A 19,947-nucleotide genomic window follows, 5' to 3' on the forward strand; every position below is an offset into this window, starting at 1 on the left:
AGGCAAGTCCCGATAAATCAGGAGTCATTCAATGGCCCGTATAAGTGTTGAGCGTGCCCACGGCCTGGGTAAGGAGGCAGCCCGCGAAAAGGCTGACCAGTTGGCGCAGAAACTGGCCGATCAGTATGGCCTGGAGCCGCAGTGGTCGGGCGATACCCTGAACCTCAAGCGTTCGGGGGTCAAAGGTGCGGTGCAGGTGGGCGACGATTCGATCAGGGTCGATGTCGAGCTGGGCCTGTTGATGTCCGCCATGAGCGGCATGATCAAGTCGGAAATCGAAAAGGCGCTGGATAAAGCCCTGGTCTGAGGCGCTTTCGCGGAAGTCGGCTTGCCGGCGATTTCGGGTGTTGTCATGACGCCTGGGAAAGCATCGTTGGCGAGCTGGCTTTTCCAATAATCGTCCACTCTTTTATGACATTGGTTAGGGTGCCGATTCTAATTTTTCTCACTACTTTGTGCCTGAGCCCACTTTCCTGCGGGCAGTTCCTCAAACCTTCTGCGCGTGAGGTGCACTATGGCCAAAGTAATTCTGAAGAAAAAAGTTGATGCCGCATCAACCACTCTGAGTGAAGTCAAATCCTATGCCCGCAAGATCTGGCTGGCAGGCCTGGGTGCCTACACCAAGGTTGGCCAAGAGGGCAGCGAGTACTTTCAAGAGCTCGTTAAGGCTGGTCAAACTGTTGAAAAGAAAGGCAAAAAAGTTGTGACTGAACAACTTGAGGCCGCCAACAGTCAGATTGATAGTGTGAAGGGGGATGTCACCAGTCTCAGAGGCAAAGTCGAAGTGCAACTGGATAAAGTCGAGAAGGCTTTTGACACGCGCGTCGCAAGTGCCTTGAATCGCATCGGCATTCCGTCTAAACATGACGTTGAGACACTCTCTGCTAAGCTCGATGAGCTGACGGCATTGCTCGAACGTGTCGCGCGTAAACATTAAGGAGAACGGGATGGCTGGTAAAAAGAATACTGAAAAAGAAGGCAGCTCGTGGATCGGGAAGGTCGAAGACTACTCCCGTAAAATCTGGCTTGCTGGTTTAGGCGTGTACTCGAAAATCGACACTGACGGCAGCAAGCTTTTCGAGTCGCTGGTCAAGGATGGCGAGAAAGCCGAGAAGCTCACCAAAAGCGCTGTCGGCAAGAAAGTCGACGCCGCCAAGGACTCCGCGAGCTCGGCAAAATCGCGCATCAGTGGCGTCAAGGACCGCGCGCTGGGCAAGTGGGACGAGCTGGAAGGTGCATTCGACAAACGTTTGAACAGCGCCATTTCGCGTCTGGGCGTGCCTAGCCGCAATGAAGTCAAGGCGCTGCACAGCAAGGTCGACACCCTGACCAAACAGATCGAAAAACTCACAGGCGCCAAGGTGGTTCCGATCGCGGCCAAGACTGCAGCGGCCAAACCGGCGGCCAAGCCTCTGGCTAAAGCAGCGGCCAAGCCGGCAGCCAAGGCAGCAGCCAAGCCTGCCGCGAAACCGGCAGCCAAAACTGCGGCGGCCAAGCCGGCTGCAAAACCTGCCGCCAAGCCAGTAGCCGCCAAGCCAGCGGCCAAGCCCGCTGCGAAACCGGTGGCGAAGAAACCAGCAGTGAAGAAACCGGCAGCACCCAAGGCCGCTGCACCGAAGCCTGCGATTGCCGCCAAGCCGGCAGCACCGGTCAGCCCTGCGAACTCCGCAGTGGCGCCAACCCCTGCCGTCACCCCGACTGCCGCGCCAGCACCCGCGACGCCAACCAGTCAGTCCTGAGTTTTTCGGGGCATACAAAAACGCCCGGCCTGCAAAGGTCGGGCGTTTTTGTTCGTGGGGCTCTTGCGACGCCGGTCAATCGTGCTCGTCGAGGTAACGCAGGGCCATCTGCTCGGTGGCCAGTTTCGCCGGTGGCAACAGGTGCGGCGCCACCAGCATCATGATCTGGTAGACCACCACCCGTACCTCGCCCTCGCGATCGAGAATGCGCTGATAGTCCAGCGAGAACAGCAGGGTCATGGTGATCTGTTCCACCAGTTGCCCCAGTGCCTGGGTATCGCTGACCAGTTGACCTGAAGCCTTGAGCCTGGCCAGCAGCGAGGCCAGGGTGCGCTTCAGGGCGTTGAGCAGGTTGCGAATTCCCTTGGCCAGCTTCGGCAGGCGTCCGGCCAGGTTGGACAGGTCCTGGAACAGGAAGCGGTAGTGCGCCAGGCGCTCGACGATCAGGTGCAGGAACAGCCAGTAGTCTTCGGGGGCCAGGTGCACATCGGCGGGCGGATCGAGCAGGGGCACCAGCTCATTCTGAAAGCGCTCGAACAACCCGAGGACCAGCGGCTCCTTGCCGTGAAAGTGGTAGTAGAGGTTGCCGGGGCTGATCCCCATTTCGTTGGCAACTTCCATGGTCGAGACATTGGGTTCGCCCTTGTGATTGAACAGCAGCAGGGCACATTCGAGTATCCGGTCGCGGGTTTTCATCCAGTCTTCTTGGTTGTTCAGTCAGGCCGCGACCCTCGGGCCGCGGCGCGGGGAAATTCAGCGGACGCGCACGTAGGTGCCAGGCGCCGCCTCCATCGGTGGGTAATTCTGGTTACCCAGGGTCATCAGGGTTTCGCGCTGGGCGCCGGAACGCTGCTGGATCCACTCCAGCCATTGTGTCCACCAACTGCCGTCGACGTGCTTGGCGTCGTAGTACCAGGCTCGCGGGTCGCTGCTGAGCTTGCCGTTTTCGACGTAGTTGGCCTTGGGGTTGCTCGGCGGGTTGAGGATGCTCTGCACATGCCCGCTGTTGGACAGCACGAAGCGCTTGTCGCCGCCCAGCAGCAGGGTTGAGCGATACACCGCATCCCAGGGGGTGATGTGGTCGTTGATGCCGGCGACGCTGAAGCTGTCGACCGTGACCTTTTGCAGGTCGATTGGCGTGCCGCACACTTCCAGGCCCCGGGATGACTCATCGGGTTGTGCTTGAAGAAGTCCAGCAGATCGCCATGAAAGGCAGCCGGCAGCCGGGTGTTGTCGTTGTTCCAGTAGAGGATGTCGAATGCCGGCGGCTCTTTGCCCAGCAAGTAGTTGTTGACCCAGTAATTCCAGATCAGGTCGTTGGGCCGCATCCAGGCGAACACCTTGGCCATGTCGCGACCGTCAAGCACGCCGCGTTGATAGGAGCGGCGCTTGGCTGCCTCCAGGGTCTGTTCGTCGGCGAACAGGGTCGCCGGGCTGTCCAGCTGGCTATCCAGCAGGCTGACCAGGTAGGTGGAGCTGGAGACCCGACGCAGTTGTCGCTTGGCTTGCAGGTGGCCTTGCAGGGCGGCAATGGTCAGGCCGCCGGCACAGGCACCCATCAGGTTCACGTCACGGCTGCCGGTGATCGCCCGGCAGGCATTCATGGCTTCCTCCACGGCCTCGACATAGCTCGACAGGCCCCATTCACGATGCCGGACATCGGGGTTGCGCCAGCTGATGATGAAGGTCTGCAGGCCGTTTTTCAGGGCGAACTGCACGAAGCTGTTGGTGGGGCTGAGGTCGAAGATATAGAACTTGTTGATCTGCGGCGGCACTATCAGCAAGGGCCGGGCGTACTGTTTTTCGCTCATCGGCTTGTACTGGATCAGTTCCAGCAGCTCGTTGCGAAACACCACCGAACCGGGGGTGGTGGCCAGGCTCCTGCCGACCTCGAAGGCCTGTTTGGTGACCTGGCTGGGCAGGCCGTTGTTATGCAGCACGTCGTCGACCAGATGACCGATGCCGCGGATCACGCTGTTGCCGCCGGAGTTGAAGATTTCCTTGATCGCCAGCGGATTGAGCAGGGTGTTGGACGGTGCCACCGCATCGTTGAGCAGGTTGAAGGCAAAGTGCGCGCGGGCCCGGTCGTCCGTGCTCATGCCGCTGTCGTCGATCCAGCTTTTGATTTGCTTCTGCCAACTGAGATAGGCCTGCAGGCCGCGTCGGTAAAACGGGTTCAGGCTCCAGGTCGGATCGGCGAACCGGCTGTCCTGGGGGTTGGGTTTGTGCAGTGTTTCGCCCAGTAGTACACGGCCCAATTGGCCACCTAGCGCCAAGGCATGGCGGGCGCTGTGCACCGGGTTGCGCAGGCCATAAGTGGCCACGCTGCGCAGAGTCGACAACAAGTCACGGCCACGCAGGCCGGTGATGGCACTCTGGGCAGTGATGTAGGTGGCGGGCGTGGGCAACGAGCCCGCCGTTGGTTTGTCTCGCATGCTTCAACACTCCTTCGTCAAGCCATCAACAAGCACACCAAGACAAACACCATAGTCGGTCCTGAACCATCCTGCGCGCGATGATCCTGTCGGCAGACGCTTTTTGCTACGTACCGCTGAACGGCGTCGGATGCGGGTGCATCACTGCCCGTTGCCGTTCCTCCTCGAGGAATTTCATGATGATCGGCGCCACGGCCTCGGCCCGGGTAATCAGGAACAGATGCCCGTCGTCGATGATGTGTAGCTGGGCATTGGGAATTCGCCACGCCAGCATGCGCATGTTGATCAGCGGGATCAGCGGGTCGTCGTCGCCGGCCAGCACCAGGGTCGGCTGGTGGATCTTGTGCAGCCAGTGGATGCTGGTCCAGCCGAGGCCGGCGAACAATTGCCAGTAGTAGCCCAGCTTGCCCGCCGAGCGGACCTTGCTGGCATGTTCGGCGGCGAGGTTGGGATCACGGCGGAACGAGCCGCCGTAGATCAGGGGGGCGATGCGGATCACATGGGAGGGCTGGATGTAGCGCCGCGGGCTGGCCATCATCCACAGCACCTTGGGTTTGCCCGGCACCATGAAGGCGCCTGCGGCGGTGGCGGCCAGCACCAGTTTCTTGCAGCGTTCGGGGTAGTCGTAGGCGAACTGCTGGGCCAGTGCCCCGCCCCAGGACACCCCGACCACATTGACCTGCCCGTAGTCGAGGTAATCGAGCATGCGCGCGGTCAACTTGGCCAGGCCGGGAAACCGGTAGGGGCGGCTCGGCGTCGAGGAGCCACCCACGCCCGGTACGTCGAAGGCGATGACTTCCAGGTCCGGGTCCAAAGCCTGGACGAATGGAAACACCAGCTCCAGGTTGGCGCCGATACCATTGAAGATCAGCAAGGGTGTCAAGTGAGGCTTGCCTGGGCGTACCGCGGTGCGGATGGTCTGGCCATCCAGGTCGACGGTGCGAAAGATGAACGGTTGAGGCATGCCTTGGCCCTGTTGGTGGAATCGTTGCCTGTAGGAGAGAGTCGCTTGCGCAGCAGCATGCTCGCAAGCGGCCCGATCCTACAGGCTTGCTATCGGCTAACGTTCATGAACATAAGTACCCGGCGCCGCCTCGGCCGCTGGATACGCCTTGTTGCCGAGAATGCTCGGCGTCTTTTTCAGTTTGCCCGAACGCTCCGCCTGCCAGGCCTGCCAGTGCAGCCACCAGGAGTCGGTGTGCTTGGTCGAGTTTTCCTGCCAGAGGTCGGCGCTGGCCGGCATCTCTTCGCTGGTCATGTAGCGCGACTTGGGGTTGCCTGGCGGGTTGAGGATGCTCTGGATATGCCCGCTGCTGGAGAGGACGAATTCGACCTTGCCGCCGAACAGCTGGGCCGACTTGTAGCAGGACTTCCACGGGGTGATGTGGTCGTTGGTGCCGGCCAGGGAGAAGATGTCGGCGGTGACCTGCTTCAGGTCGATCGGCGTGCCGCACACTTCCAGTGCGTTGGGGCGGATCAGCGGATTGTTTTTGAACATTTCGATCAGGTCGCCGTGGAAGGCCGCGGGCAACCGGGTGGTGTCGTTGTTCCAGAACAGGATGTCGAACACCGGCGGCTCGTTGCCCAGCAGGTAGTTGTTCACCCAGTAGTTCCAGATCAAGTCGTTGGGCCGCATCCAGGCGAAGACCTTGGCCATGTCGCGGCCTTCCAGCACGCCGGCCTGATAGGAGTGACGCTTGGCGGCCTCCAGGGTCTGCTCGTCGACGAACAGCGCCACCTGGGTATCGAGGGTGGTATCGAGCACGCTGACCAGCAGGGTCAGGGCATTGACCTTCTTTTCGCCCAGGGCTGCGTAGTGCCCCAGCAGCGCGGTGCAGGTGATGCCGCCGGAGCAGGCACCGAGCATGTTCACGTCCTTGCTGCCGGTGATGGCGGTGACCACGTCGACCGCTTCTTTCAGCGCTTCGATGTAGGTCGACAGGCCCCACTCGCGCTGCGCCTTGGTCGGGTTGCGCCAACTGACGATAAAGGTCTGCAAGCCGTTGCGCAGGCAGAAGCGCGCCAGGCTCTTGTCCGGGCTGAGGTCGAAGACATAGAACTTGTTGATCTGTGGCGGCACCACCAGCAGCGGGCGCTCGTGCACCTGTTCGGTCACCGGGCGGTACTGGATCAGTTCCAGCACGTCGTTGCGAAACACCACTGCGCCTTCACTGGTGCCCAGGTTCTTGCCGATCTCGAAGGCGTCCATATTGACCTGGCTCGGCATGCCGCCGTTGTGCACCAGGTCCTTGGCCAGATGGGAGAGGCCATCGAGCAGGCTTTTACCGCCGGTTTCGAAGAAGCGTTTGACCGCCGCGGGGTTGGCGGCGGTGTTGGTCGGCGCCATGGCTTCGGTCATCAGGTTGATGACGAAGTGGCCGCGACTGATGTCCTGTTCGGAGAGGTTGCTCTGGCCGATCCAGTCGTGAAGCTCCTTGCGCCACGCCAGGTAGGTTTGCAGATAACGCTTGTACAGTGGGTTCTGGCTCCAGGCCGGATCGTTGAAGCGACGGTCATCGCTCTCCGGCTGCAGCGTCGATTTTCCGAACATCACGTTCTTCAATTCGACACCGAAATGGGCCACATGTTTGGCGCTGTGCAGCGGTTGTCTGATGGCCTGGGTCAGCACCATACGAGCAGAGGTAAGCAGATCTTTCCGACGTAAACCGATGACCGGATTCAGGCCCAGAGTGTTTTCCGAGGCTTGGCGTTTCAGGTCATCGTTATTCTTGTTACTCATCTACGACGCTCCATTGTCCTGAGACGAGTACCGGACCTGCTGTGTAGTCACACAGCAAAGATGCCAGGTACTACTGCTCGGGTGACCGTTGATTCTGCATTACTGCTTTTTTGTTCAGAGAACACTGCAGGGAACTTGCCAGCTCCATTGGTTACCCGAGTTTAATTTTTTTCGCAAGCAGGCCAATCATTGGCCATGCAGCCCAGCATTCAAACAGATGAATCTAGAAAATGCCCTCTAAAGCTTCAGAGGTCTGATCTAGAGCATCAGCTTGACGATAGACTCATTTGGATCGCGGGACTTTCCGGCTGCTTGAAGTTCGGCAAGATAATCCTTCCACAGATCGTCCTGACGCACCGCCAACTGGTACAGGTAGTCCCAGGTGAACAGGCCGCTGTCATGCCCGTCGTCGAAGGTCAATTTCAGTGCGTACTGACCGGCCGGTTCGACCTTGGTCAGGCCGACGCCGATCTTGCCAAATTGCAGGATGGGTTTGCCGTGGCCCTGGACCTCGGCGGAGGGGGAGTGCACCCGCAGGAATTCGGCGGGCAGGTGATAGACCTCGTCTGGCGCGTAGGTCAGCGTCAGGGTCTTCGAGGCTTTGTGCAGGTTGATGGCGGTGGGAAGTCTGGTCATGGGGGCAGCTTAAAGCTGCAAGCCGCAAGCTACAAGATGACGGCGGTCAACTTGCAGCTTGAAGCTTATGGCTTGCCGCTTAGAGGATGTAGCGGGACAGGTCTTCGTTCTGCGCCAATTCGCCCAGGTGGCTGTTGACGTAGGCGGCGTCGATGCGGATCGGCTCTTCGTTGTGGGCGCTGGCCAGGTCGCCGGCGCTGAACGACACCTCTTCGAGCAAGCGCTCGAGCAGGGTGTGCAGGCGACGGGCACCGATGTTCTCGGTCTTCTCGTTGACCTGCCAGGCGATCTCCGCCAGGCGCTTGATACCGTCCGCCTGGAACTCGATGACCAAGCCTTCGGTTTTCAGCAGCTCGCGGTATTGCTCGGTCAGGGAGGCGTGAGGCTCGCTGAGAATCCGCTCGAAGTCTTCCGGCGACAGCGCCTTGAGCTCGACGCGGATCGGCAGGCGGCCTTGCAACTCGGGCACCAGGTCGCTTGGCTTGCTCAGGTGGAACGCGCCGGAAGCGATGAACAGGATGTGGTCGGTCTTGACCATGCCCAGCTTGGTGTTGACGGTGCAGCCCTCGATCAGTGGCAGCAGGTCGCGCTGGACGCCTTCGCGGGATACGTCGACGCCACCGGAGTTACCGCGCTTGGCAACCTTGTCGATTTCGTCGATGAACACGATGCCGTGCTGTTCGACCGCTTCCAGGGCCTTGGCCTTGAGTTCTTCATCGTTGACCAGGCGGCTGGCTTCTTCGTCGCGGATCAGCTTGAGCGCGTCCTTGATCTTGAGCTTGCGGTTCTTGCGCTGGCCCTTGCCCATGTTGGCGAAGAGGCTCTGCAGCTGGTTGGTCATCTCTTCCATGCCCGGTGGCGCGGAAATGTCGACGCCGCTGACTTCAGCCACTTCGATCTCGATTTCCTTGTCGTCCAGCTGGCCTTCGCGCAGGCGCTTGCGGAACAGCTGGCGGGTGTTGGAGTCCTGGGCCGGGGCGGCGTCCTCGTTGCTGAAACCCATGCGCGCCGGCGGCAGCAGGGCATCGAGGATGCGTTCTTCGGCGGCGTCTTCGGCGCGGTGGCGCACGCGAGTCATTTCCTGTTCGCGGAACAGTTTGATCGCGGCATCGGCCAGGTCGCGGATGATCGATTCAACGTCGCGGCCGACATAACCGACTTCAGTGAACTTGGTCGCTTCGACCTTGATGAACGGAGCGTTGGCCAGCTTGGCCAGGCGCCGGGCGATCTCGGTCTTGCCGACGCCGGTCGGGCCGATCATCAGGATGTTCTTCGGGGTCACTTCGACACGCAGCTCTTCAGGCAGTTGCATGCGGCGCCAGCGGTTACGCAGCGCGATGGCGACGGCGCGCTTGGCATCGTCCTGGCCGATGATATGGCGGTTGAGTTCGTGGACGATTTCGCGGGGAGTCATGGGCATAGTAATTGGCGGTCCTCAAGCAAGAATGAATGCCGTGGCGCGATGGCCGAAACAGGCTTATTCCGCGAGATCCTGCTCCTCAATGGTCTGGGTGTGGTTGGTGAATACGCAGATGTCGCCGGCGATGCCCAAGGCGGTTTCGACGATTTCGCGGGCCGACAGGTCGGTTTTCTTCAGCAGGGCGCTGGCCGCGGCCTGGGCGTAGGCGCCGCCGGAGCCCATGGCGATCAGGCCGTCTTCCGGCTCGACCACGTCACCGTTGCCGGTGATGATCAAGGAGGCGTCCTTGTTGGCGACCGCGAGCATGGCTTCGAGGCGGCTGAGGGAGCGATCGGTACGCCATTCCTTGGCCAGTTCGACGGCGGCGCGTACCAGATGCCCCTGATGCTTTTCAAGCTGGCCTTCGAAGCGTTCGAACAGGGTGAAGGCGTCAGCGGTGGCCCCGGCAAAGCCGGCGATGACCTGGCCGTGATACAGGCGGCGAACTTTTTTCGCGTTGCCTTTCATCACGGTGTTGCCGAGGGAAACCTGGCCGTCGCCGCCCATGACGACTTTGCCGAAGCGGCGGACTGAAACGATGGTGGTCAAGGGGAGAGTCTCCACGCTGCGGGGCGAAAATGCCCTGATGGGAACTCATATGGGGGTGACGTGGGGTTTTTCAACTGCGCTGGGGGTTGTGGGACGAGCGGTATTTCTTGGCGGGAGAGTGGAAGCCGGGGGGAGGACGCCATCGCGGGCAAGTCCGCTCCTGCAGGGGATGCGGAGCGGACTTGCTCGCGATCAGCCGCTTTAGCGGCTCTGGCGCTGTTGTAACAGCAGGTTGCTGAAGCCGGCGCCGGCCAATTGCTTCTGCGCGGTGGTCAGCTGTTCGCGGTTGCTGAACGGGCCGACCAGTACGCGGTACCAGGTCTCGTCCTTGACGGTGCCGGACTCGACGGACACCGATTGCCCCAGCAGGATGATCTGCGCGCGGACCTTGTCGGCATCGGTCTGCTTGCGGAACGAACCGGCCTGCAGGAAGAACCTGGTCACCGGCGCGGCCTTCGCCACCTGCGCCACCGGTGGTGCGGGCGGCGGGGTGATGCCGGCCAGGGCCGCCTGGGCTCGCGCGGTATCGATCTTCGCCGCTTCCGCCGGGGTCACCGGGGTGGTCGGAACCACTGGCGCAGTCTGCGGCGTCGGCAGGGTTTTTTCCGGCACGGCTTCCGGCGGCACTATCACCTCCGATTCCGGCAGCAGGGTATAGAAGTCGTACTTCGGCTTCACCGGTTGCTGCGGGCTCGGCGGGGTCTTGTTGGCCTCGGCGATCTTGGTGGTTTTCTGTTGCTCCAGCCGCTCGCGCTTGACGCTGTCACCGCCCTTGCCTGGCTCCAGCTTCATCAGGAACACGATGAAGGCGCCCACGGCCAGGCCGATGGCCATCCACAACCAACCCGGAATCGGTTGCTTCGCAGGAGCTTGGTAACGGCTGGCGCCACGCTTGGGTGCAGGTTTTTTCTTGGCAGCCAACTTACATTTGCTCCAGAACTTTCAGGCCCAGCAATTCCAGACCTTGCTTGAGGGTACGACGGGTCAGCTCGGTGAGGCGCAAGCGGCTCTGCATCTGCGTCGGCGATTCGGCACTGAGGATCGGGCAGTTCTCGTAGAAGCTGGAGAACAGCCCGGCCACGTCGTACAGGTAGGTGCACAGGATATGCGGTGTACCCTTGTCGGCCACGCCGTTCAGCACTTCGCCGAACTGCGCCAGCTTGGCCGCCAGCTCCAGCTCATGGGCGGCTTCGAGGGTGATCTGCCCCTGCACTTCGCTGAAGTCCTTGCCCAGCTTGCGGAACACACCGGCGGCGCGGGTGTAGGCGTACAGCAGGTAAGGCGCGGTGTTGCCTTCGAAGTTCAGCATCAGGTCGAAGTTGAAGCTGTAGTCGCTGGTGCGGTGCTTGGACAGGTCGGCGTATTTCACCGAGTCGATGCCCACCACCTTGGCGATGTTGCGCAGATCGGCCTCGGCCAGCTCCGGGTTCTTTTCCTTGACCAGGCTGTAGGCGCGCTCTTCGGCTTCGGTCAGCAAGTCGATCAGCTTCACTGTACCGCCATCGCGGGTCTTGAACGGACGGCCGTCGGCGCCGTTCATGGTGCCGAAGCCCATGTGCTCCATGTCCATCGGGTGGGTCACGAAGCCGGCCTTGCGGGCCACCGCGAACACTTGCTGGAAGTGCAGGGCTTGGCGCTGGTCGACGAAGTACAGCGCGCGGTCGGCCTTGAGCTTGCCGCTGCGGTAGCGCACGGCGGCCAGGTCGGTGGTGGCGTACAGGTAGCCGCCGTCGGCCTTGACGATGATCACCGGCAGAGGCTCGCCTTCGGCGTTCTTGAACTCGTCGAGGAACACGCACTGGGCGCCGTTGCTCTCGACCAGCATGCCCTTGGCCTTGAGGTCGTTGACCACGTTGATCAGGTCGTCGTTGTAGGCGCTTTCGCCCATCACGTCGGCCATGGTCAGTTTGACGTTCAGCAGTTCGTAGATCTTCTGGCAGTGGGACAGGGAGATGTCCTTGAACTTGGTCCACAGTTCCAGGCAGTCCGCGTCACCGGCCTGCAGCTTGACCACCAGGCCGCGGGCACGGTCGGCGAACTCTTCGGATTCGTCGAAGCGCTGCTTGGCGGCGCGGTAGAAGTTTTCCAGGTCCGACAGCTCGTCGCTAGTGATCGGGTTTTCCTGCAGGTAGGCCATCAGCATGCCGAACTGGGTACCCCAGTCGCCCACATGGTTCTGGCGGATCACGGTATCGCCGAGAAACTCCAGGACCCGCGCCACCCCGTCGCCAATGATGGTCGAGCGCAGGTGGCCGACGTGCATCTCTTTGGCCAGGTTCGGTGCCGACAGGTCGACCACGGTGCGCTGCAATGCGCCGGCCTTGCGCACGCCGAGGTGGGCGTCGGCCAAGGCGGCATCCAGGCGGGTGGCCAGGGCCTGGGTGTTCTGGAAGAAGTTGATGAAGCCGGGGCCAGCGATCTCGGCCTTGCTGACCTGTTCGTCGGCGGGCAGGGCGGCGATGATCTTTTCCGCCAGGTCGCGTGGTTTCATGCCGGCCGGCTTGGCCAGCATCATGGCGATGTTGCTGGCGAAGTCGCCGTGGGTCTTGTCGCGGGAGTTTTCTACCTGGATCGCCGGCGTCAGGCCTTCTGGCAACACACCTTCGGTGACGAGTTGGGTGATGGCTTGCTGGATGAGCTGGCGAATGGTGTCTTTCATGGTCTTCTCTTTCAACCGCTGGCGCGGCGGCGCTTCGATGCGCAGGTGGAAAAACTGGGCATTATCCGTTGCGAAGACGGGCTTGCCAACTATAGCCGGCTGTGCGGTGGCTGTTCGGGCCTTATCGCGTACAAGTCGGATCGCCGCCCGCTCGCTCCTACAGAAGCGTGCTTGCCCAAGATGGCGGTTTTTCTATCAATACAGGTCCACAGGGTCAACATCCAGCGACCAGCGTACCTGGCGCCCGCTGGGCATCTGTTCCAGCACCAGCAGCCAGTGACTCAGCAGCTTGTGCAGCGGAGCCCGGGCATTGGCCTGTAACAGCAGTTGCGCGCGATAACGCCCGGCGCGGCGCTCCATGGGCGCCGGTACCGGCCCCAGCAATTCGATACCGCCCAGGTTCATCTCGGCCAGCAAGCGCTCGGCCTCGCCGCAGGCTTCGTCGAGGAAGCCTTCGGCCTGTCCCGGCTTGTGCGCCTCGGCGCGCAACAGCGCCAGATGGGCGAACGGCGGCAGGCCGGCGGCGCGGCGTTCGCTCAAGGCCTGTTCGGCAAAGGCGAAGTAACCCTGCTCGGTCAGCTGCACCAGCAGCGGGTGGTCGGCCAGGTGGGTCTGGATGATCACCTTGCCTGGCTCTTCGGCCCGCCCGGCGCGGCCAGCCACCTGGACGATCAGCTGCGCCATGCGCTCGCTGGCGCGGAAGTCGCCGGAGAACAGGCCGCCGTCGGCATCGAGGATCGAGACCAGGGTCACCCGCGGGAAGTGGTGTCCCTTGGCGAGCATCTGGGTGCCAACGAGGATGCAGGGCTGGCCCTTCTGGATGGTGGCGAACAACTGGTTCATCGCGTCCTTGCGCGAGGTGCTGTCGCGATCGACCCGCAGCACCGGGTAGTCCGGGAACAGGATTGCCAGCCGCTCCTCGGCGCGCTCGGTGCCGGCGCCGACCGGGCGCAGGTCGACCTTGCCGCATTTCGGGCAATGCCGCGGCACGCGCTCGGAGTGACCGCAATGGTGGCAGCGCAACTCGCCGTAGCGCTGGTGCACGGTCATCCGCGCGTCGCAGCGTTCGCACTCGGACATCCAGCCGCAGTCGTGGCACAGCAGGGTCGGCGCGAAACCACGGCGATTGAGGAACACCAGCACCTGCTGGCCTGCCGCCAGGGTCTGGCCGATGGCTTGTTGCATGGGGCCGGAAATGCCGCTGTCCAGCGGCCGGCTCTTCACATCCAGGCGCAGGAAGCGCGGCTGCTTGGCGCCACCGGCCCGCTCGTTCAGCCGCAACAGGCCATAACGGCCGGTGTAGGCGTTGTGCAGGCTTTCCATCGACGGGGTGGCGGAGCCCAGCACGATAGGGATGTTTTCCTGGCGGGCGCGGACCAGGGCCAGGTCGCGGGCGTGGTAGCGCAGGCCTTCCTGCTGTTTATAGGAGCCGTCGTGTTCTTCATCGATGATGATCAGCCCGGGGTTCTTCATCGGCGTGAACAGCGCCGAGCGGGTGCCGATAATAATGTCGGCCTCACCGTCGCGGGCTGCCAGCCAGGCATCCAGGCGCTCGCGGTCGTTGACCGCCGAGTGCAGCAGGGCGATGCGGGCGTTGAAACGTTGTTCGAAGCGCGCCAGGGTCTGCGGGCCGAGGTTGATTTCCGGGATCAGCACCAGCGCTTGCTTGCCGGCTTCCAGGGTTTCGCGGATCAGCTGCAGATAGACTTCGGTCTTGCCGCTGCCGGTGACCCCGGCCAGCAGGAAGGCGTGATAGCTGTCGAAACCGGAGCGGATGGCCTCATAGGCGGCGCGCTGTTCGCTGTTGAGCGGCAGTTCCGGCTGGGCCAGCCAATGTTCGTGGCGTTCGCCCGGAGCGTGCCGGCGGACTTCCACCTGCACCAGATCCTTGGCCAGCAACAGGTCCAGGCTGTCCTTGCTCAGCATCAGCTTGCTCAGTAACTGATGGGCGACGCCGTGAGGGTGCTGGGCCAGGGTCGCCAGGGCTTCGCGCTGGCGTGGGGCGCGGGCGATGCGAGGGTCGTCGAGACTGGCGCCGGGGCTGACCGACCAGAAGCGTTCCTGCCGGGCCTCGGCCGGCTCGCCCTGGCGCAGCAGGACCGGCAGCGCCCAGCTCAGGGTATCGCCGAGGCTGTGCTGGTAGTACTGCGCGGTCCACAGGCACAGCTTGAACAGCGCGGGCGGCAGCGGCGGGGTGGCGTCCAGCAGGGCCAGTGCCGGTTTGAGTTTATCGGCCGGGACTTCGCTGCTGTCCGTGACCTCGACCAGGATGCCGATCATTTCCCGGCGACCGAATGGCACTCGCAGGCGCATGCCCGGATGCAGCTGGGTGCGCAGTACGCCGGCAGGGGCCCGGTAATCGAACAGGCGGCGCAGGGGGGAGGGCAGGGCGAGGCGCAAAATGGCGTCGGGCACGCGGGGAAATCTCATTGAACGGGCGGTGAAGAAGGCCCGGAGCCTAGCAGACGGTCGGTGCAAGGGACAGCTTGCGTGATCGCAAAGGTCTGGTAGAATCCGCGGCCTAATTACGTGCGGTATTCAACAATAGTGTTGGGTGGCGGCACGCTAGCCTGAGGAAGACACCATGAAAGCCGATATCCATCCAGAATACCCAGCAGTTGCCGTAACCTGCAGCTGCGGCAACAAGTTCGAAACTCGTTCGACCTTCGCTAAGCCGCTGGCGATCGACGTTTGCAACGAATGCCACCCGTTCTACACCGGTAAGCAGAAGACTCTGGATACCGGCGGCCGCGTTCAGAAGTTCGCCGACCGTTTCGGCGCTTTCGGCGCGAAAAAGGCCTAAGGCTGATCGGTCTGGAAAGCTGTTTCAGCTTCTCCTCGCTGATGAAAAAGGCGTCCCTTGCGGGCGCCTTTTTTGTGTCCGCGATTTGGCTCTCCAGCGCCCAGGCGTTCTGCCCGGCGCCGGCCGGGCTGGCCTCTGTGCAGGTCCAGCGGGTGGTCGATGGCGACACCTTGCGTCTCGTCGATGGCCGCAGCGTGCGCATGATCGGCCTCAATGCGCCGGAACTGGGCAAGAAAGGCCGCACCGACGAGCCCTTCGCGGTTGCCGCCCGTCAGCGCCTGCAGGCGCTGGTGAAGGCCAGCAACGGTCGGGTCGGCCTGCTTCCCGGTCGGGAAAGCAGGGATCACTATGGGCGGACCCTGGCCCATGTCTATGGTGCCGATGGCGCCAACCTTGAGGCGCAATTGCTTGCCGAGGGCCTGGGTTACCAGGTGGCGGTCGCGCCGAACGTCGATTTGTTCAACTGCCAGCAAGCCGCCGAGCGTAGCGCCCGGCAGGCCCGGCTGGGGCTGTGGCGGCAATCGTCTGTACTGAAAGCGGATCAGATAAAGGCCTCCGGATTTGCGCTGCTCAGTGGTCGGGTGAGCAAGGTGCAACGCAATCGGGGCGGTGTCTGGATCGAATTGCAGGATTCGGTTGTATTGCGCATTGCACCCAATCTGCTTGGCCAATTCGATGGCGTGCAGCTGGATCGCCTGCCGGGGCGGCAGATCGAGGCGCGCGGCTGGGTGCTCGACCGTTCACGCAAGGGTGGTTTGAAATCGGGTCAGGCGCGCTGGATGTTGCCGTTGACCCATCCCGGAATGTTCCAGCTGGTTCAATAAATAAAAAATTGTAGACATTTTTTATTTCGATTGTGAACAGTCTACCCCTTGTGTTCCGTGGCTCTTGGCCCAAAGTCGTAGCCTGCGGGCCTTGACAGGGGTGACTGGTCAGTCTTGTAGGGACTTTGCGACACGCGTATCCTCGGCGGTCCGTCTGTCCAACAGTAAAAAGCGGAATGCCCACATGTCTGATTTGAAAACTGCCGCTCTCGAATATCACGCCAATCCCCGTCCAGGGAAACTGAGTGTCGAGCTCACCAAGGCCACCGCTACCGCCCGCGACCTGTCGCTGGCCTACAGCCCCGGCGTAGCCGAACCAGTACGCGAAATCGCCCGCGATCCTGAACTGGCCTACAAATACACCGGCAAGGGCAACCTGGTTGCAGTCATTTCCGATGGCACCGCGATTCTCGGCCTGGGTAACCTCGGCCCACTGGCTTCCAAGCCGGTGATGGAAGGCAAGGGCGTGCTGTTCAAGCGCTTCGCCGGCATCGACGTATTCGACATCGAAGTCGACTCCGAAAGCCCGCAAGCCTTCATCGACACCGTCAAGCGCATCTCCATCACTTTCGGTGGCATCAACCTGGAAGACATCAAGGCGCCAGAGTGCTTCGAGATCGAGCGCGCCCTGATCGAGCAGTGCGACATTCCGGTATTCCACGATGACCAGCACGGCACCGCTATCGTGACCGCGGCCGGCATGATCAACGCCCTGGAAATCGCTGGCAAAACCCTGTCGGACGCGAAGATCGTCTGCCTGGGCGCCGGTGCCGCCGCCATCTCCTGCATGAAGCTGCTGGTGAGCATGGGCGCCCAGATCGAAAACATCTTCATGGTCGACCGTACCGGCGTGATCCACTCCGAGCGCGACGACCTGAACCAGTACAAGGCGGTCTTCGCCCACACGACCGACAAGCGCACCCTGGCTGACGCCCTCAAAGGTGCCGACGTGTTCGTTGGCCTGTCCGGCCCGAACCTGCTGAGCGCCGAAGGCCTGAGCTCCATGGCTGCCAACCCGATCGTGTTCGCCTGCTCGAACCCTGATCCGGAAATCGCCCCGGAACTGGCGCACGCCACCCGTAGCGACGTGATCATGGCCACCGGCCGTTCGGACTACCCGAACCAGGTCAACAACGTGCTGGGCTTCCCGTTCATCTTCCGTGGTGCCCTGGACGTTCGCGCCAAGCGCATCAACGAAGAAATGAAAGTGGCCGCGGCCAACGCCCTGCGCGAACTGGCCAAGCTGCCGGTGCCTCAGGAAGTGTGCGACGCCTACGGCGGCATCAAGCTGGAATTCGGTCGTGAGTACATCATTCCGAAGCCTATGGATGCCCGTCTGATCACCGTGATCTCCGATGCCGTGGCCAAGGCCGCGATCGAGACCGGCGTGGCGACCCTGCCGTATCCGAAGAACTACCCGCTCAAAAGCGTGGATGACGTGTTCAACGGCTAAATAGCAGCCCATAAAAAAACCCGGCCTTCGAGCCGGGTTTTTTTATGGGGAAGTTTCAAGCCTCAAGCTGCAAGAGAAAGGCGGCGCCGCTCTGCTCTTTCTTGCCGCTTGAAGCTTGCAGCTTGCGACTGCTCTCTAGAACAGATCGATCGGCGCCGACTCGTCCGCCGGCAGCGGGCTGCCAGGGGCGTAGCCATTGCCCAGTTCGTTGACCGAAGGCGGCGTGTCTTCGCTCTTGAACAGTTCGAAGTAGGCGTTCGGCGTGCCCGGTGTCGCGGCGCGGCCGCTGACCGGATCGACCCGCAGGCTGAGAATGCCTTCCGGCTCGGCCTGGGTATGGGCCGGCTTGTCCTTGAGGGCGGCGCCCATGTAGTTCATCCAGATCGGCAGGGCCACGGTGCCGCCATACTCGCGGCGTCCCAGGCTTTCCGGCTGGTCGAAACCGGTCCAGACCGTGGTCACGTAGTCGGCGTTGTAGCCGGAGAACCAGGCGTCCTTGGATTCGTTGGTGGTCCCGGTCTTGCCGGCCAGGTCGGTGCGGCCCAGGGCCAGGGCGCGCCGCCCGGTGCCGAGCTTGATCACGTCTTCCAGCATGCTGTTGAGGATGTAGGTGGTGCGGCCATCGATGATGCGTTCGGCCACCGCGGGTGCCTGTACAGGGGCCTGGCTCGGGGTTTCGCCAGGGACGTTGTCCACCGTGAAGCCCTGCTGCGCCGGTGCCGCGATCCCGCTGCTGGCCGTGTCGCCAGCCGGTACGCTCGGCGGGTTGGCGGTGAACAGGGTTTCGCCGTTGCGACTTTCGATCTTGTCGATGATGTACGGCGTGACCTTGTAGCCGCCGTTGGCGAACACGCTCCAGCCGGTGGCGATCTCCATCGGGGTCAGGGTCGCGGTGCCCAGGGCCAGCGACAGGTTGCGCGGCAGGTCCTGTTTGTTGAAGCCGAACTTGCTGATGTAGTCGATGGTGCGGTCCACGCCCAGGCTTTGCAGGAGGCGGATCGAAACCAGGTTGCGCGACTTGTACAGCGCCTCGCGCATGCGGATCGGGCCGAGGAAGGTGTTGGTGTCGTTTTTCGGACGCCAGACCTTGTCCAGGTACTCGTCGACGAACACGATCGGCGCATCGTTCACCAGGCTGGCGGCGGTGTAGCCATTGTCCAGCGCGGCGCTATAGACGAATGGCTTGAAGCTGGAACCGGGTTGGCGCTTGGCCTGCAGCGCCCGGTTGTAGTTGCTCTGCTCGAAGGCGAAGCCGCCCACCAGCGAGCGAATGGCGCCGTTTTGCGGATCGAGGGACACCAGTGCGCCCTGAACGACCGGGATCTGGCGGAACTTGAGCGAGTTGTCTGCCTGGCGCTGCACGCGAATCAGGTCGCCGACCTGGGCGACATCGCTCGGCTGCTTGGGAGCGGCGCCCATGCTGTTGGTGTTCAGGAACGGGCGAGCCCATTTCATGCTGTCCCAACCTACGTGCTCTTCGCCGGTGCGGGTCAGTACCTGCAGGCCGTTCTTGTCGACCTGGGTGACGATCGCCGGTTCCAGGCCGCTGATGCTGCGTTGCTTGGTCAGTTCCTGGGCCCAGGCAGCGTGGGTCTTGCCGGGCAGGCGCGACTCGGGGCCGCGATAGCCATGGCGCTGGTCGTAGGTGATCAGGCCTTCATGGACGGCGGTGTTGGCCAGTTCCTGCAGGTCGCTCGGTACCGTGGTGGTGACGCGGAAACCTTCGGTATAGGCGTCGCTGCCGTAACGACCGACCATCTCGGCGCGGGCCATCTCGGCGATGTACGGTGCGTTCACTTCCGGCGTCGGCACGTGATAGCTGGCGTTCAGCGGCTCGTTGATCGCCGCGGTGTAGTCCGCCTCGCTGATCTTGCCGAGCTTGTACATCCGCCCGAGGATCCAGTCGCGGCGCTCTTTACTGCGCGCCGGGTTGGCCAGTGGGTTGAAGCGCGACGGTGCCTTGGGCAGGCCGGCGATCATCGCCATCTGCGCCAGGCTGACATCGCGAATCGACTTGCCGTAATACACCTGGGCCGCGGCCTCGATGCCGTAGGCGCGGTTACCCAGGTAGATCTTGTTGACGTACAGCTCGAGGATCTCGTCCTTGGTCAGTTGGCGCTCGATTTGCAGGGCCAGGAGGATCTCGGTGGTCTTGCGCGAGAAGCTGCGTTCGCTGCTCAGGAAGAAGTTCTTTGCCACCTGCATGGTGATGGTGCTGCCGCCGGACTGGATGTGCCCGCTCTTGACCAGTTGGGTCGCGGCACGCATCAGGCTGCTGGGATCGACGCCGTAGTGGTTGGCGAAATTGTCGTCTTCAGCACTTAGTAACGCATTAATGAAGTTGGGGGGAATGTCGGCGAAACGGATTGGAGTGCGGCGCATTTCGCCGAATTCTGCAATCAACTTGCCGTCGCTGCTGTACACCCGCAGGGGAATCTGCAACTGGATACTTCTGAGCGCCTCTACCGACGGTAACCCAGGACTAAGATAGAGAAACGCGCCGGAGAGAGCGAGGAGCAGCCCGCAGAACACAGCGACGATGGACCACCCGAAAAACTTCAGCAGACGAATCAAGGCTTTTGGATTTCCAGAGAAAGGAATGAATTGGGCGTCAGGTATTCACAGTCAGGAATCGGCTCACGCAGCAGAT

General features: G+C 62.2%; 16 protein-coding genes and 1 pseudogene. 6 read left to right on the forward strand and 11 right to left on the reverse strand.

Translation table 11 applies throughout. The annotated features are described in order from the left end of the window. Positions 1-31 precede the first annotated feature (31 nt). The 3 genes from PMI20_RS05470 to PMI20_RS05480 all read left to right on the forward strand — a co-directional run bounded on the left by PMI20_RS05470 (position 32) and on the right by PMI20_RS05480 (position 1,739). Entirely contained in the window at positions 32-307 is a 276-nt protein-coding gene (locus PMI20_RS05470; protein ID WP_007925878.1) for a polyhydroxyalkanoic acid system family protein, read from the forward strand. Between the two features lie 207 nt (positions 308-514). Further along, complete coding sequence (locus PMI20_RS05475) at positions 515-937, forward strand: phasin family protein (RefSeq protein ID WP_007925877.1); 423 nt, start codon at positions 515-517, stop codon at positions 935-937. 10 nt (positions 938-947) lie between these two features. After that, positions 948-1,739, forward strand: a complete 792-nt coding sequence (locus PMI20_RS05480; RefSeq protein WP_007925876.1) for a phasin family protein — start codon at positions 948-950, stop codon at positions 1,737-1,739. Between the two features lie 75 nt (positions 1,740-1,814). Here PMI20_RS05480 and PMI20_RS05485 read toward each other — a convergent pair whose 3' ends face one another. From PMI20_RS05485 to PMI20_RS05530, 10 genes and pseudogenes are all read right to left on the reverse strand, one after another. Further along, a complete protein-coding gene (locus tag PMI20_RS05485; RefSeq protein ID WP_007925874.1) occupies positions 1,815-2,435 on the reverse strand; it encodes a TetR/AcrR family transcriptional regulator in 621 nt (206 codons plus the stop codon). 57 nt (positions 2,436-2,492) lie between these two features. After that, positions 2,493-4,174, reverse strand: a pseudogene (phaC, locus tag PMI20_RS05490) (class II poly(R)-hydroxyalkanoic acid synthase). A 106-nt stretch (positions 4,175-4,280) separates the two neighbouring features. Beyond that, the gene (phaZ, locus tag PMI20_RS05495) at positions 4,281-5,138 is read right to left on the reverse strand and encodes a poly(3-hydroxyalkanoate) depolymerase (RefSeq protein WP_007925872.1); all 858 of its coding nucleotides are present in this window, start codon (positions 5,136-5,138) and stop codon (positions 4,281-4,283) included. Positions 5,139-5,234: 96 nt separating this feature from the next. Further along, complete coding sequence (gene phaC / locus PMI20_RS05500) at positions 5,235-6,914, reverse strand: class II poly(R)-hydroxyalkanoic acid synthase (protein ID WP_007925871.1); 1,680 nt, start codon at positions 6,912-6,914, stop codon at positions 5,235-5,237. A gap of 258 nt (positions 6,915-7,172) precedes the next feature. After that, entirely contained in the window at positions 7,173-7,550 is a 378-nt protein-coding gene (locus tag PMI20_RS05505) for a gamma-butyrobetaine hydroxylase family protein (RefSeq protein WP_007925870.1), read from the reverse strand. 79 nt (positions 7,551-7,629) lie between these two features. Next, a complete protein-coding gene (hslU, locus tag PMI20_RS05510) occupies positions 7,630-8,970 on the reverse strand; it encodes an ATP-dependent protease ATPase subunit HslU (protein WP_007925868.1) in 1,341 nt (446 codons plus the stop codon). Between the two features lie 57 nt (positions 8,971-9,027). Next, complete coding sequence (hslV, locus tag PMI20_RS05515; protein ID WP_007925866.1) at positions 9,028-9,558, reverse strand: ATP-dependent protease subunit HslV; 531 nt, start codon at positions 9,556-9,558, stop codon at positions 9,028-9,030. Positions 9,559-9,759: 201 nt separating this feature from the next. Further along, positions 9,760-10,479, reverse strand: a complete 720-nt coding sequence (locus PMI20_RS05520) for an SPOR domain-containing protein (RefSeq protein WP_007925864.1) — start codon at positions 10,477-10,479, stop codon at positions 9,760-9,762. Between the two features lies 1 nt (position 10,480). After that, positions 10,481-12,217, reverse strand: a complete 1,737-nt coding sequence (gene argS, locus PMI20_RS05525; RefSeq protein ID WP_007925862.1) for an arginine--tRNA ligase — start codon at positions 12,215-12,217, stop codon at positions 10,481-10,483. A gap of 195 nt (positions 12,218-12,412) precedes the next feature. Next, entirely contained in the window at positions 12,413-14,632 is a 2,220-nt protein-coding gene (locus PMI20_RS05530) for a primosomal protein N' (protein ID WP_037034702.1), read from the reverse strand. Between the two features lie 169 nt (positions 14,633-14,801). Here PMI20_RS05530 and rpmE point away from each other — a divergent pair, with 169 nt between their 5' ends. From rpmE to PMI20_RS05545, 3 genes are all read left to right on the forward strand, one after another. Further along, positions 14,802-15,020 (forward strand): 50S ribosomal protein L31, encoded by a 219-nt coding sequence (gene rpmE, locus PMI20_RS05535; RefSeq protein WP_007925855.1) that lies wholly within the window; start codon positions 14,802-14,804, stop codon positions 15,018-15,020. Between the two features lie 41 nt (positions 15,021-15,061). Next, a complete protein-coding gene (locus tag PMI20_RS05540) occupies positions 15,062-15,844 on the forward strand; it encodes a thermonuclease family protein (RefSeq protein ID WP_007925853.1) in 783 nt (260 codons plus the stop codon). A 184-nt stretch (positions 15,845-16,028) separates the two neighbouring features. Beyond that, entirely contained in the window at positions 16,029-17,297 is a 1,269-nt protein-coding gene (locus tag PMI20_RS05545) for a malic enzyme-like NAD(P)-binding protein (protein ID WP_007925851.1), read from the forward strand. Positions 17,298-17,432: 135 nt separating this feature from the next. Here PMI20_RS05545 and PMI20_RS05550 read toward each other — a convergent pair whose 3' ends face one another. Further along, positions 17,433-19,868 (reverse strand): penicillin-binding protein 1A, encoded by a 2,436-nt coding sequence (locus PMI20_RS05550; protein WP_172963018.1) that lies wholly within the window; start codon positions 19,866-19,868, stop codon positions 17,433-17,435. Positions 19,869-19,947 lie beyond the last annotated feature (79 nt).

Source organism: Pseudomonas sp. GM17 (assembly GCF_000282175.2).
GTDB classification, from domain to species: domain Bacteria; phylum Pseudomonadota; class Gammaproteobacteria; order Pseudomonadales; family Pseudomonadaceae; genus Aquipseudomonas; species Aquipseudomonas chlororaphis.